Genomic DNA, 12,862 nt, shown 5'->3' with positions numbered 1-12,862 from the left:
TTTGCCGCACTGCCAAGCACTGAATAAAAACAACCGTGACAGGCAACGGAGCAACCATGAGCCACTCCTCGCGTATCGAAACCTTCGGGGTCGAGCAGATCCCCGCCAGCCAGCGCGACGCCTCGCCGCTGGATCTGTTCCGGCTGATCTTCGGCGGCGCCAATACCTTTTCCACTGCCGTGCTGGGCAGCTTCCCAGTGCTGTTCGGGCTGTCGTTCCAGGCCGGGCTATGGTCGATCATCCTCGGCGTGTTCACCGGCGCCTTGATCCTTGCGCCGATGGGGCTGTTCGGCGCACTCAACGGCACCAACAACGCGGTGTCCTCAGGAGCGCATTTCGGCGTGCACGGGCGCATCGTCGGCTCGTTCCTGTCGCTGCTCACCGCCGTGGCGTTCTTCTCGCTTTCGGTCTGGAGCTCGGGCGACGCCCTGGTGGGCGGCGCCCAGCGCCTTGTTGGCCTGCCGGAAAACGACACCAGCCTGGGCCTGGCCTACGGGCTGTTCGCGGTGCTGGTGTTGCTGGTGTGCATCGTCGGCTTTCGCTTCATGCTGTGGGTGAACAAGATCGCGGTGTGGGCGTCGAGCCTGCTGTTCTTGCTGGGCATCGCCGCCTTTGCCGGGCCGTTCGACGCAGGCTTTGCCGGCAGCACAGCGCTCGGCCAGCCGGGGTTCTGGGCAGCGTTCGTGGGTGCGGCGTTGCTGGCGATGAGCAACCCCGTGTCGTTCGGCGCATTCCTCGGAGACTGGTCGCGCTACATCCCGCGTGAAACGCCCAAGCGGCGCATCATGCTGGCGGTGATCGCGGCGCAGGCCGCGACCTTGATCCCGTTCCTGTTCGGCCTGCGCACCGCCACCCTGGTGGCGAGCCAGGCGCCGCAGTACATCGAGGCCAACAACTATGTGGGCGGGCTGCTGGCGATCTCGCCGGGCTGGTTCTTCCTGCCGGTGTGCCTGATCGCGGTGATCGGCGGGATGTCCACCGGCACCACCGCGCTCTACGGCACGGGCCTGGACATGTCGAGCATCTTCCCCAACCTGCTCAGCCGCGCCCGCGCCACCTTGCTGATCGGCGTGATCGCCATCGGCTTCATCTTCATCGGCCGCTTCACCTTCAACCTGGTGCAGAGCGTGTCCACCTTCGCGGTGCTGATCGTGACCTGCACCAGCCCGTGGATGGTGATCATGATGCTCGGCCTGGTGACCCGCCGCGGCTTCTACGACGCCGACGACCTGCAGGTGTTCACCCGTGGCCTGCGCGGTGGCCGCTACTGGTTCCACCATGGCTGGAACTGGCGCGGATTGGGCGCGTGGATTCCAAGCGCAGCGCTCGGCTTGTGTTTCGTCAACTTGCCGGGGCAGTTCGTCGGGCCGTTGGGAGAGCTGGCCGGCGGCATCGACATCAGCCTGCCATTGACCCTGGGCCTGGCTGCGCTGCTGTACCTGGCCCTGCTCAACCTCTTTCCTGAACCGGCTGCGGTGTATGGCCCGGCCGGCCCGCGCTGGGTGCGCTGCAAGGCCCCGGCGCGCACAACCTTCGAGGCGTCCCTGCAATGAACCACCTGCATTTCATCGATGGCCAATGGGCCGAAGGCCAAGGCAAGGACAGCTTCAGCGCGTTCGACCCCGCCTTCGGCCAGCCTTTCGCCGAGCTGCGCAGTGCCAGCGCCGCGCAGGTCGACCAGGCCGTGGCCGCCGCCCGCGCCGCACTGCCTGGCTGGAAAGCCACACCGGTGGCCGAGCGCGCAGCGTTGCTGCGAGGCTTTGCCGAACAGCTCGCTGCCCGCAGCGATGCCCTGCTGGCGCTGCAAATGCGCAACAACGGCAAGCCGCGCCACGAGGCGCAGGTGGACCTGGACGACGCCATCGCTACCTTCAGTTACTACGCCGGCCTCATCGAGCGGCAGGCCGATGGGCGTGACGTGCCGCTGGCGGTAGAGGGTTTCCGCGCCACGGTTCATCACGCGCCGGTGGGCGTGGTGGGGTTGATCGTGCCGTGGAATTTCCCGCTGGTGACCAGCGCCTGGAAGCTCGCGCCGGCGCTGGCCGCAGGCTGCACAGTGGTGCTCAAGCCCTCGGACATCACGCCCCTGGCCGAGCTTGCCTATGGCGAAATCGCCGAGCAACTGGGCCTGCCCGCCGGGGTGCTGAACATCGTCAACGGCCAGGCCGCCACTGGCCGTGCCTTGAGCGAGCACCCCGGCCTCGACAAGCTGTCCTTCACCGGCAGCAACGCCACCGGGCGCCTGGTGATGCAGGCCAGTGCCCAGTGGTGCCGGCCGGTGACACTGGAGCTGGGCGGCAAGTCAGCGATCATCGTGTTCGACGACTGTGGCCTGGAGCAGGCGGTGGAGTGGATCATCGCAGGGCTGTGCTGGAATGCCGGGCAGATGTGCTCGGCCACTTCGCGTTTGCTGGTGCACGAGCCTATTGCCGATGCGTTGCTGGCCCGCTTGGCGCAAGCGCTGGATGCCATGGTGCTGGGCGAAGCCATCGGGCCGATCAGTTGCCGCGCGCAATTCGACAAGGTCAGGGGGTACCTGGCGCTGGCGCGTGAAGAAGGGCTGCGTTGCCTGGCCGGCGGCAACGTGGAACAGGGCGCAGGCTGGTTCGTACGCCCGGCGCTTTACGCCGACGTGCCAAGCACCAGCCGGCTGTGGAACGAGGAGATCTTCGGCCCGGTGTTGTGCGCCCAGCGGTTCATCGATGAAGCGCAGGCCATCGCGCTTGCCAACGACAGCCGCTTCGGCCTGGTGGGCACCGTCGCCAGCGCTGACCTCGCCCGCGCCGAGCGAGTCGCTGCGGCGCTGGAGGTGGGCCATGTGTGGATCAACTCGGCTCAGGCGGTGTTCGTCGAAACCTCGTGGGGCGGCACCAAGGGCAGCGGCATCGGCCGGGAGCTGGGGCCTTGGGGGTTGGCGGCGTATCAGGGGGTCAAGCATGTGACGCGGTGTGTGGGCTGACACCTTCGCGAATATGACGCACCTCTGTGCGTGTCGCGCGGCGAGCCGCCCTCCCACTAGGTGATCTGCTGATCTGCGGTGGGAGGGCGGCTTGCCGCGCGACGCGCAGGGTTCAACCCAACGCCGGCTCCCCGCCGGCCTCAGCGTCAACCACCCATCCACCACCAGCAACAGCACCAGGCTCACGCCCAACACCGGCAAGCTCACCCCCAACAGCACCGCCGCCAGCACCCAACCGCCCTGCCCCGCCCGGCCCATGGCGCGCCAGGCGTCGATCAGGGTGGGGCCGTGGCGCAGCGCCGGGCGGCGGCGCCACCACATCAGGTAACCCATCACCACCATCGCTGCCAGGCCGGCGCCAACGGCCACCAGCAGCACCTGATCAGCCAACCCGAACAACGAGCCCATGTGCGCATCGATCCCCCAGCGGGTGAGCTTGGCGGCAAGCGGAAAGTGTTCGAACTCGGTGCGGTCGACGATGCGCAGGTCGCTCGGGTCGATGGCCACAGCGTCTACATGCGTGGGCCAGCCACGGTCGATTTCGCTGACGGTCCAGGCTTTGTTGGCGGCCTGGGCCGGGCGGATTTCGATCTTGCCGGCGTGCAGGCCGGCTGCGCGGGCGGCGGCCAACGCTTGGTCGAACAACGCGGGGATCAACGCAGGTGCCTGGGCTCCCATAGGCATCGCCATGTGGTGCTCGGCGTGTTCACCGCCGGCGTGCTGAGCATGTGGGTCGGCGGCCAGGGTGGTCTTCACATCTGGGGTGCCCATGCCGAACTGGTTGCGCAGCACGCCGATGTTGTCGCCGGCGTACTGCGACCAGGTCAGCCCCGTGGCCGAGAAGAACATCAACCCCAGCAACAGCCATAGCCCGGTGCTGCTGTGCAGCGCGCGCAGGCCGCCACGCCTGGCGCTGGCACGGGGGCGCTGCCACCACAAGTACAGGCCGCCAAGCGCCACCACCCATAGCCAGGAAGCGGCCAGTTCGCTGTAGAGGCGCCCGGCGTCACCGAGCAGCAGGCCGCGGTGCAACTGGTCGATCCAGGTACGCAGTGGCAGCACGCCGCTGGTGCCGTAGACCTTCAGGTCGCCACGCACGTCCCCGGTGACCGGGTCGATGAACAGCGCGCGGTTTTCCGAAGCGCCCAGGCCGGGCACGCTGAACATGACGCGCGTGGTGTGGCCCGGCGCACTGGCCGGGCGCACAGCCGCTATCGAAAACTCGGCGGGCAGCTCATCGCGGGCGCGTTGCACCTGCTCGGCCAGCAGCAACGGCTGGCCCTGGCTGGGGGTGTAGAGCGCCTCGGCGTAGAGCCACTGCTCCAGTTGCGGCGTCAAGGCATAGGCCACCCCGGTGAGGGCGGCGATGAACAGAAACGGGCCTACGAACAGGCCGATGTAGAAGTGCAAACGCCGAAGCAAGGCGTGCACGGGCGAAACGCTGGCGACAGCCATGGCGATATCCCTCACAGGCGCGCGGCCACGGCCACGCGCGTCGATAGCAACAGGTGTGATCGAACGGGTGCGAGGGGGAACTCAGGGTGCCCGGGGGTTGAGGGCCGGTAGCAGCCAGCGCGGTGGCGCCTGGGTGCCGAAAGCTCGGCGAGGAACACGGAGTGGGCGGTGGCGGGCCAGCCAGCCGAGGGCGGCGAACACCAGCATCGCCAGCGGCACGCTGCCGGCGAAGAAGCAGTCTTCGAAGGGCGACTTGAGGCTGTGAACGGCGCCTTTGCCCATGTCCATACCGGCCATGCCGGCCATCTCGTGCCCGGCATGCGCCCCAGCGGGCGGCGCCGCAGCCATCATCTGGCCGTGGCCTATCGCACAGGCCAAGCCATTGAACAGGATCAGCGCCAGCAACAGCCAGGTGGCCAGGGCGCGGGAGGGGCGTGGGCAGAACATGGCGCGCAACATACCATCGTCGGGCTTGCCTGAACACCGCCGGCCGGCGCACCCTCTGCGCCTCTCAACAGGAGGCAGCATGTTCGAAGTGGTCGACGCTGGCAGTACCAGCACCCATGACGCAGTCGCATTCGCCCACGGGGCCTGGCTTGAATTGTTCGCGCAGCGCACAGGCAGCACCGGCCTGCCAGCGGACCTGGCCGGTTTCACCGCGACCTATTGCCGCGCCGGGGCCTGCTTCCTGCTGGCCCGTGGCAGCCAGGGCGAGGTGATCGGCAGCATCGCCTACCGCCCCTACGACGGGCGCTTCGCCGCACTGGCTGTGGCGCCGAAGGCTGCGCCGAGGTGGTGCGTCTGTATGTGCAACCGAACCTGCGCCGCGCGGGGCTGGGCAGTGCGCTGTTCGAGCGCCTGCAACAGCACGCCGAGGCTGGCGGGGTGAGGCAGCTCTACCTGCACACCCACCCTTTCCTGCCAGGCGCCGTCGGCTTCTGGGAGCGCCAGGGGTTCCACACCCTGCTGGCCGAGGCCGAGCCGGTGTGGCAAACCCATCACATGCTCAAAACCCTCTGAGCTCTCACCACTGGTACGTCGCGCTGGCCTGCACGGTGCGCTGCGAGCCGTACCAGCACCAGTCGCTGGAGTAGCAGCTGGTGACGTAGGTCTTGTTCTCAAGGTTGGTGGCGTTCACCGCCAGGCGCAGGTTGTCGCCGGCGGTGTAGACGTGCGGATGTCGTAATGCACGGCCGCATCGACCAGCGTGTAGCCCGGCACCTTGAAGGTGTTGGCGTCATCCGTGGTGGAGCTGATGTAGCGCACCCCGGCGCCGAAACCGAAGCCTTGCAGCGGGCCTTCATGGAACAGGTAATCCGCCCACGCCGAGGCCGTGTGGCGCGGGATGCCATAGGGTGTGTTGCCCTCGGCGCCGGCACCGCTGGTGGTGTTGGATTTGCTGAAGCGGTTGTCGAGGTAGGCGTAGCTGGCGGTGAGGTCGATGTTGTTGGTGAGGCTGGCCTTGCCCTCCACCTCGAAGCCCCGCGAGCGCACTTCACCGGCCTGCACGTTGCAGCGGCTGCCGTTGCACAGGTGGCTCGGGTCCGGGTCGAGGGTGGTGAGGTTCTGCCGGCGCAGGTCGAACACTGCTGCGCTGATGAAACTGTTGCTGCCCGGCGGCTGGTACTTGATGCCCAGCTCGTACTGTTTGCCCTCGGTGGGCTCGAATGGCGCCCCGCCAAAGCCTGTGCCCGTCTGCGGCTCGAACGACTCCGAGTAACTGATGTACGGCGCCAGGCCGTTGTCGAACAGATACACCAGGCCCGCGCGGCCGGTGAAGGCTTCGCTGTCCAGGCTGCTGCGGGTCTTGCGGCCGGTGCTCAGGTTGCTGGAGGTATTGTGGTTGTTGGCCCAGTCGTAGCGGCCGCCGAGCAGCAGTACCCAGCGGTCCCATTTCATCTGCTCTTGCAGGTACAGGCCCTTTTGCTGGTTACGCGTGGTCGCGTTGCTGGTGTAGGCCGGCACCGCGACGGCGCCGCCATACACCGGGTTGTAGACATCCAGGCCCGGCGCGCCGAGGTAGCGGCCGGAGCCGGCCAGGGTGTCGGTGCTGGTGTACTGGTAATCGGCGCCCAGCGGCACGGTGTGGGCGACCGGGCCGGTGTCGAACCTGGCCTGCAGCTGGTTATCCAGCGCGTAGGCGTCGATGTTCACGTCCGAAGCGATGGTGGAGCGCTGCACGTTGCGGTAGTCGGTGATGTTGCCGTTGGCATCCTTGGGGAAACCGCCGCTGTAGAGGCTGCGGTACAGGCCTTCGGCACGCATGTAGCGGGCGTTCTGGCGCACGGTGAAGGTGTCGTTGAAGTGGTGCTCGAACAGGTAGCCGACCGAGTAGTTTTCGCGGTCGCTCTTCTCGAACTGTTTGTCGCCGTCGTAGCGGTTCACGTCGATATGGCCGTTGGGGTTGGGCAGCACCACCCCTTGGGCCGGCAGCGAGCCGTAGGAGGCGCCTTTGGGGTCTTTCTGGAAGCGGCCCAGCAGGGTCAGCGAGGTGTCGTCGCTGGGGCGCCAGCTGAGCGCGGCGGAAATCGCGCGGCGCTCGGTTTCGGTGTGTTCCACCTGGCCGTCGGCGCTGTCGTAGAGGCCGGAAACACGATAGGAGTACACGCCCTGCTCATCGATCGGCCCGGACAGGTCGAAGGTGGTGCGCTTCTTCTGGTAGGTGCCGTACTCCACGCCCACCTCATGGAACGGCTCACGGGTGGGGCGCTTGCTGACCATGTTCACCACCCCGCTCGGGGTGCCCTGGCCGTAGAGCACCGAGGCCGGGCCGCGCAACACGTCGACCCGCTCCAGGTCGAACGAATCCAGCTGCGGCGCGGCGTCACGGCTGCCGGGCAGCTTCAGGCCGTCCAGGTACAGCGACGGCGAGAAGCCGCGAATGCTCAGCAGGTCCAGGCGCGAAGCCGTGGCGCCACGGGTTTCCGGCACCACGGCGGCGGAGTAGCGCAGCACCTGGCCGAGGGACTCTGCGTTCTGCGCGCGCATCTGGTCTTTGGTGACCACGGAGATCGACTGCGGCGTTTCGATCAGCGGCGTGTCGGTCTTGGTGCCGGCCAGGCTGCGTTTGGCAACGAACCCGGCCACCGGCCCGGTCGGGCTTTCGGTGGCGTAGGTGGTGGAGATGTCGGTCGCTTGCAGCATCAGTGTGTCGCCGCTGGCCTGCGGCACCGGCTCGATGCGGTAGCGGCCGCTGGCGATGGGCGCCGCTTGCAGGCCCGTGCCGGCCAGCAACTGGGCGATGCCTTGCACTGTGGAGTGGCTGCCGGCCAACCCTTGGCTGCGCCGCCCCTGCACCAGCGTCGGGTCATAGGCCAGCGCCAGGCCCGCCTGTTCGGCAAAGCGATTCAAGGCCTGGGCCAGGTCGCCGGCGGGCACGTTGAAGGTGGAGGTTGGCGGTTCAGCAGCCTGTGCGGTGGGCAGGGCACAGCCCAGCAGCAGGCTCAAGGCCAGCGGATGCAAACGGATCGCGGGGCGCAGCATGGAAATTCCTTCGGTGACAGAGTTGGCTTCTTTCACCGAGACGCACAGGCGAGAAAAGGGACAGTGAATGCGACTGCTTTTTATTTGCTCTCGCTTTCGCGCAGCTTGACCGAGGCATACCACGGCGTCAGGTGGCTTACCTCGATCGGCAGGTTGTCGGCCAGGGCCTGCAAGGCTGCGTCAGTGTCACCCAGCTGGAACACGCCCGACACGCGCAGGTTGGCAAGGGCCTGGCGGTCATAGCTGAGCACCCCGTGGCGGTAACGCACCAGCTCGTCGAGCACAGCCACCGAGGGGGCGTTATCGAGGCTGAGCACACCGCGTGTCCAGCCCGCCGGGTCACCGCCCGCCTCGCGCTGGGGCGTGCTGACCTGCCCGTCGTGCAACAGCGCCCACTGCCCGGCGGCGACGCGCACCGGCGCCTCACCATTGGCCTGGGCGGCCACTGCCGACTCCACCACGCTGACGCGCGTGGTTTCGGCCCCTTCGCGCCGCACCAGAAACCGCGTGCCCAGCGCAGTCACGCTGCCCTGCTCGGTGCGCACCACGAACGGCCGGCCGGGGTCCTTGGCGACGATCACCCAAACCTCACCGCGTAGCAGCTCGACCACCCGCTGGTGCCCGTTGAGGTGAATGTCCACCGCCGAATCGCTGTTGAGCTGCAAACGGCTGCCGTCGGCCAGGGTCAGTTCGCTGCGCTGGCCCACGCCAGTGCGCTGATCGGCCATCCACACCGGCACTTCGGCTCGCAGCACCCAGGCGAGGCTGGCCGCCAGGGCAAGCCCCAGCACGCTGCGCGCGCCGAGCCGTTTCGGTGCCTTCAGGCCACGTGTGAGCGCAGCTCGCGACACCGCGCCCCGCGCCGGTTCGAACCCACCCCACAACGCCTGCATGCGCTGCGCCGCCACCGCATGGCCGGGGTGCTGCGCGCGCCACGCTTCGAAGCCCTGGCGCACCTGCGCATCGGCGCGCTCGTCCTGCAATTGCGCAAGCCAGAGCGCGGCTTCGGCGACCATCTGCTCGGTGGGCTCGAACCCGCTCATGAGTTGCCGGGCCCATGCACAACGGCGTAGCAATGCACCAGCACCCTGGCGATGTACTGCTTGACCATGCTGCTCGACACGCCGAGCTGTTCGGCGATCTGGGCGTAACCGAGGCCATCGAGGCGGTTGAGCAAAAAGGCCTCGCGCGGTTTGGCCGGCAGGCCCTCGAGCATGTCGCACAGCCGGTCCAGCGCCTGCACCGCCGCATGAATGGCCTGCGGGTCGGCCATCGAAGCCTCCTCGCTGCGCACCGCCAAAGCGTCGAGATAGGCCTGCTCGATGCGCCGGCGCCGGGCCTTGTCGATCAGCAGGCGGTTGGCGGTGGTGGCCAGGAAGGCGCGGGGTTGGCCGATCTGCCGTGGGTCGGCCAGCAACAGCACACGCAGGAAGGCGTCCTGAGCGATGTCGGCAGCACGCTGCGAACAGCCCAGGCGCTTGCGCAGCCAGGCATGCAGCCAGCCGTGGTGTTCACTGTAGAGAGTGGCCACGGTATGCGTATGAGAGCTGGCGGGCAGTTCGGGCATCGGAAGGCTGCTGGCGGGCGTAAAAGAGATTCATTGTCATTTATGTCGCGTGCTATTCGCAACTGGTTACAGATAGGATGCCCGACATATGATTCTGAAGGATTCGGACATGCCTCACATCGACACCATCACCGGCTGCCTGCTGGGCGGCGCCGTGGGTGACGCCCTGGGCGCGCCCGTGGAGTTCATGGCCTGGCCGGCCATCGAAAGCGCCTTCGGCGACGCCGGCATTCTTGACTTTGCCACCGCCTATGGAGGCCTGGGCCGCATCACCGACGATACGCAGATGATGCTGTTCACCGCCGAAGGCCTGCTGCGCGGCCATGTGCGCGGCTCCAGCCGTGGCATCTGCCATCGGCCCGGGGTGGTGCACCACTCGCTGCTGCGCTGGCTGGTGACGCAAGGTGAAACCCCCGCCACCGACGTCGACCAAAAAGGCTGGCTGATCGAGCGCAAGGAGCTGTGGGCACGCCGCGCGCCGGGCAATACCTGCCTCACGGCGCTGCGTTCGGCCAAACATTTCGGCGACCTGCCCAGCAACACCTCCAAAGGCTGCGGCGCAGTGATGCGTGTGGCCTCGTGCGCCTTTTTCGAAGGCGCCTTCGATCTCGCCGCTGACACCGGCCGCCTCACCCATGCCCACCCCAGTGGCTACCTGAGCGCCGGGCTGTTCGCCGACCTGCTGCGCCGCCTCTACCTGGCCCCTGACCTGCCTCTGGCACAAGCCACCGGGCAAAGCCTGGCCGAGCACCGTGAGCGCGAGGGCATCGAGGAAACGGCAGCGGCGCTGCAACGGGTGCTGGCGTTTCACGCCCAGGGCATCGCCCCCACGCCGCAGCGCATCGATGCGTTCGGCGGTGGCTGGGTAGGCGAGGAGGCGCTGGCGATCGGCGTGTGGTGCGCGCTGTTTGCCGGGGATTTCGAGGAGGGCGCGAGGCTGGCGGTCAACCACAGCGGTGACAGCGACAGCACCGGCCTGATCGCTGGCCACCTGCTGGGCCTGCGATCAGGCGTTGCGGGCATCCCGCAGCGTTGGCTGCAAGCGCTTGAGCTGCGTGATGCGATCGAGCGCATCGCCCGCGACCTGTACGAGGTGCCGCGTACCTTCCTGGGCGGCTATGGCGAGCAGGACTCGTCCATTTTCGACGCCTACCCCGGCGGCTGATCAGGTGTGCACGGTGACCAGGTTGCGCCCGCCATGCTTGGAGGCGTAGAGCGCCTGGTCAGCCCACTCGATCAGCTCTTTGTACTCGCTGGCCGGCCGGCTCAGGTCGGCCACGCCCAGGCTGATGGTGAAACGCACCAGCTTGCCGTCGTGCTCCACCACCATCGCCTCGATCGACTGGCGCAGCCGCTCGGCCAGGGTGCGCCCGCCGGCCTTGTCGGTATCGGGCAGCAGGATGGTGAATTCTTCACCGCCGTAGCGCCCGCAGATGTCGGAATCGCGCACGTGCTGGCGCACAACTTCAGCGACCTGCTGGATCACCCGGTCACCGGTGGGGTGGCCGTAGGTGTCGTTGATTTTCTTGAAGTGGTCGATATCGAACATGATCAGCGACGACACATTGCCGTAGCGGGTGTGGCGTGCGTATTCGAGCTTGAGCGCCTCTTCCCAGTGGCCACGGTTGTACAGCCCGGTCAGGCGGTCGGTGCTGGAAAGCTTCTGCAGTTCGACGTTGGCCTGTTGCAACTGGCGCCGGTTGGTGGCCACGTTGGTCACGTCATAGATCACCAGGCACAGGTGCTCGACCACATTGTTGGTCGAGCGCAACGGGAACAGCGTGGTGTTCTGGTACATGAACGCTTCCTGCCCGGTGATGGGCTGGTAGTTGTCGAAGCGCAGCAGGTACGGGCGTTGTTCCCAGACCGTGAAAGAGGGCGTGCCGAGGGTGACGACGTTTTCCACGCGCTTGCTGAACCAGGTGCGGTCCACCTCCGGGAACAGGTCGAAGAACACCCGCCCCTGAGCGTCGCGCGGGATCACCCCGGAGCGGTTCTCCATGAAGGTGTTCCACACCTTGACCCGGAAGTCGCGGTCGAAGACCACCACGCCCACATCGATGCTCTGGGTGATGGCCAGCAGCCAATGCAGCTCGGTCAGTTCAATAGGCGCGCTCATGGGTTCAGCTCATCAGGTATTGAAGTTTGCTGTTCAACCGCTCTACCGACTTCTCGGTGAACAACAGCAGCAGGTCGAAGTGGATATCGTGGCTTTCCACGCTGTAGCTGATCTCCACGGCAAGGGTCTTCTTCCAGCGCTGCTGGTTCACCCGGATCAGTTCGTCGATGCGCGCATGCTCGCCCAGCACCTGCGGGTGGCTCTGCGAGAACACCACATCCACCTGTTCGGCGATGCCGGCACAGGCAGGCACCGATCAGGATGGCAGACAGGTCGAGCAGCATCTCCATGTTCGAGTCGTCGTTGCTCTCGCGCTCCATCAGCCGCGCCATGTCGGCCAGGCTGCTGTCATGGAACATCAGCAGTGCCTCGCCGGCGATACCGCCGCCGATGTAGCCCTGGCAGATGGCAGTGAGCTGGCGCCCGCCCTGGGCATCGGCGAGCGCCATGTGCAGCTCGCCCACCTCCAGCACGTTGACGTTGGGCACCGGCAACTGCACGAAAACACCCAGCACCTTGGCCAGCAAGGCGGCAGCGCGGCCCATGGCCACGTTCACCGTTTCGCGGAAGGCGTCGTTGAAGCCGATCACCTGGTTGGCCGCTTCCAGCGGCACGGCCTGCACCGGGCCACCCGGCACGAACACGCCGCACTGGATCAGTACGCGGCGCAGCTCCTCGGGTTCGGCGGGTTTTTTCACGAATGCCAGGGCGCCCAGCGCCATGACACGGCGCACCGCCTCTTCCTGGACGTCGCCGGACACCACGATCACGCGGGCGGCCAGGCCTTCCTCACGCAAGGCCGCGAGCACCTCATAGCCGTCCATCTCGGGCATGGTAAGGTCGAGCAGCACCACCTGGCCCAGGCCTTGGCGTATCGCCTCCAGCCCTTGCCGGCCATTGACGGCCTGGGTGACGGAGACCGACCAATCTTCAGGCAACGCACGCAGCAGCTGCTTGCGCGCCATGTTCGAGTCATCACAGATAAGCAGGGGGACAGCGGCCATGCAGAACGTCTCACTCCAGGGGTGCACGCGGGGCGGCATGCCAGCACTTTAAACGCGCTTCATAGCATTTTGCCAGTGCTGATGACGCAGAGAGATAGGGTTGGGTCCATAAATAGCAAAAACGACCCTCTTTTGCGTGGCAGCTTCGACCCTGCACAGACGAGTGGTTCAACTTGTGGTACGAAAAGCGTAGTCGTATGATGACTGGCAACAATAATGATGGGATTGAACCTCGCCCCCGCGAACCGGCTCAACTCCACACGCCCCGATGGCGC

The 12,862-nt window shown here is 66.8% G+C and carries 10 protein-coding genes and 2 pseudogenes; 5 read left to right on the top strand and 7 right to left on the bottom strand.

Features of this window, described 5'->3' with window-relative positions; all coding sequences use genetic code 11:
• The first annotated feature begins 56 nt into the window (after positions 1–56).
• Positions 57–1,553, top strand: coding sequence for a purine-cytosine permease family protein (locus LN139_RS00295; RefSeq protein WP_236357814.1), 1,497 nt, complete (start codon positions 57–59; stop codon positions 1,551–1,553).
• Entirely contained in the window at positions 1,550–2,959 is a 1,410-nt protein-coding gene (locus LN139_RS00290) for an aldehyde dehydrogenase family protein (protein ID WP_236357812.1), read from the top strand. Before LN139_RS00295 ends, LN139_RS00290 begins: the two co-directional genes overlap by 4 nt.
• Positions 2,960–3,325: 366 nt before the next feature.
• Here LN139_RS00290 and LN139_RS00285 read toward each other — a convergent pair.
• Together LN139_RS00285 and LN139_RS00280 are read right to left on the bottom strand one after the other, a co-directional pair.
• Positions 3,326–4,414 (bottom strand): annotated as a pseudogene (locus tag LN139_RS00285) (PepSY-associated TM helix domain-containing protein); the annotation flags it as partial.
• A gap of 81 nt (positions 4,415–4,495) precedes the next feature.
• A complete protein-coding gene (locus tag LN139_RS00280; RefSeq protein ID WP_236357809.1) occupies positions 4,496–4,873 on the bottom strand; it encodes a DUF2946 family protein in 378 nt (125 codons plus the stop codon).
• Between the two features lie 67 nt (positions 4,874–4,940).
• Here LN139_RS00280 and LN139_RS00275 point away from each other — a divergent pair, with 67 nt between their 5' ends.
• Entirely contained in the window at positions 4,941–5,303 is a 363-nt protein-coding gene (locus LN139_RS00275) for a hypothetical protein (protein ID WP_236357807.1), read from the top strand.
• The gene (locus tag LN139_RS00270; RefSeq protein WP_329610988.1) at positions 5,207–5,434 is read left to right on the top strand and encodes a GNAT family N-acetyltransferase; all 228 of its coding nucleotides are present in this window, start codon (positions 5,207–5,209) and stop codon (positions 5,432–5,434) included. The genes LN139_RS00275 and LN139_RS00270 overlap by 97 nt, the downstream gene beginning before the upstream one ends.
• Before the next feature lie 4 nt (positions 5,435–5,438).
• Here LN139_RS00270 and LN139_RS00265 read toward each other — a convergent pair.
• The 3 genes and pseudogenes from LN139_RS00265 to LN139_RS00255 all read right to left on the bottom strand — a co-directional run bounded on the left by LN139_RS00265 (position 5,439) and on the right by LN139_RS00255 (position 9,464).
• Positions 5,439–7,897, bottom strand: a pseudogene (locus tag LN139_RS00265) (TonB-dependent siderophore receptor).
• A gap of 80 nt (positions 7,898–7,977) precedes the next feature.
• A complete protein-coding gene (locus LN139_RS00260; RefSeq protein ID WP_236357803.1) occupies positions 7,978–8,940 on the bottom strand; it encodes a FecR family protein in 963 nt (320 codons plus the stop codon).
• Positions 8,937–9,464 carry a sigma-70 family RNA polymerase sigma factor gene (locus LN139_RS00255; RefSeq protein ID WP_236357801.1) on the bottom strand — a complete coding sequence of 176 codons (528 nt, stop codon included), beginning with the start codon at positions 9,462–9,464 and terminating at the stop codon, positions 8,937–8,939. Before LN139_RS00255 ends, LN139_RS00260 begins: the two co-directional genes overlap by 4 nt.
• A gap of 109 nt (positions 9,465–9,573) precedes the next feature.
• Between LN139_RS00255 and LN139_RS00250 the strand changes: the two genes are divergently transcribed.
• On the top strand, positions 9,574–10,629 hold the full coding sequence (locus tag LN139_RS00250) for an ADP-ribosylglycohydrolase family protein (RefSeq protein WP_236357799.1): 1,056 nt from the start codon (positions 9,574–9,576) through the stop codon (positions 10,627–10,629).
• On the opposite strand, the gene LN139_RS00245 is transcribed toward LN139_RS00250, so the two are convergent.
• Positions 10,630–11,583, bottom strand: coding sequence for a sensor domain-containing diguanylate cyclase (locus LN139_RS00245; protein ID WP_236357797.1), 954 nt, complete (start codon positions 11,581–11,583; stop codon positions 10,630–10,632).
• Positions 11,580–12,587 (bottom strand): response regulator, encoded by a 1,008-nt coding sequence (locus LN139_RS00240; protein ID WP_442964360.1) that lies wholly within the window; start codon positions 12,585–12,587, stop codon positions 11,580–11,582. The genes LN139_RS00245 and LN139_RS00240 overlap by 4 nt, the downstream gene beginning before the upstream one ends.
• Between the last annotated feature and the right edge of the window lie 275 nt (positions 12,588–12,862).

The sequence above is a fragment of the Pseudomonas sp. KNUC1026 genome (genome assembly GCF_021650705.1).
GTDB lineage: Bacteria > Pseudomonadota > Gammaproteobacteria > Pseudomonadales > Pseudomonadaceae > Aquipseudomonas.
This window is presented reverse-complemented; position numbering and strand designations above follow the sequence as displayed.

What these genes read in the sequence shown, in the direction of transcription:
- LN139_RS00295 (WP_236357814.1), top strand. Translation starts at nt 57, where the DNA reads ATGAGCCACTCCTCGCGTATCGAAACCTTCGGGGTCGAGCAGATCCCC.
- LN139_RS00290 (WP_236357812.1), top strand. Translation starts at nt 1,550, where the DNA reads ATGAACCACCTGCATTTCATCGATGGCCAATGGGCCGAAGGCCAAGGC.
- LN139_RS00280 (WP_236357809.1), bottom strand. Translation starts at nt 4,873, where the DNA reads ATGTTGCGCGCCATGTTCTGCCCACGCCCCTCCCGCGCCCTGGCCACC.
- LN139_RS00275 (WP_236357807.1), top strand. Translation starts at nt 4,941, where the DNA reads ATGTTCGAAGTGGTCGACGCTGGCAGTACCAGCACCCATGACGCAGTC.
- LN139_RS00260 (WP_236357803.1), bottom strand. Translation starts at nt 8,940, where the DNA reads ATGAGCGGGTTCGAGCCCACCGAGCAGATGGTCGCCGAAGCCGCGCTC.
- LN139_RS00255 (WP_236357801.1), bottom strand. Translation starts at nt 9,464, where the DNA reads ATGCCCGAACTGCCCGCCAGCTCTCATACGCATACCGTGGCCACTCTC.
- LN139_RS00250 (WP_236357799.1), top strand. Translation starts at nt 9,574, where the DNA reads ATGCCTCACATCGACACCATCACCGGCTGCCTGCTGGGCGGCGCCGTG.
- LN139_RS00245 (WP_236357797.1), bottom strand. Translation starts at nt 11,583, where the DNA reads ATGAGCGCGCCTATTGAACTGACCGAGCTGCATTGGCTGCTGGCCATC.
- LN139_RS00240 (WP_442964360.1), bottom strand. Translation starts at nt 12,587, where the DNA reads ATGGCCGCTGTCCCCCTGCTTATCTGTGATGACTCGAACATGGCGCGC.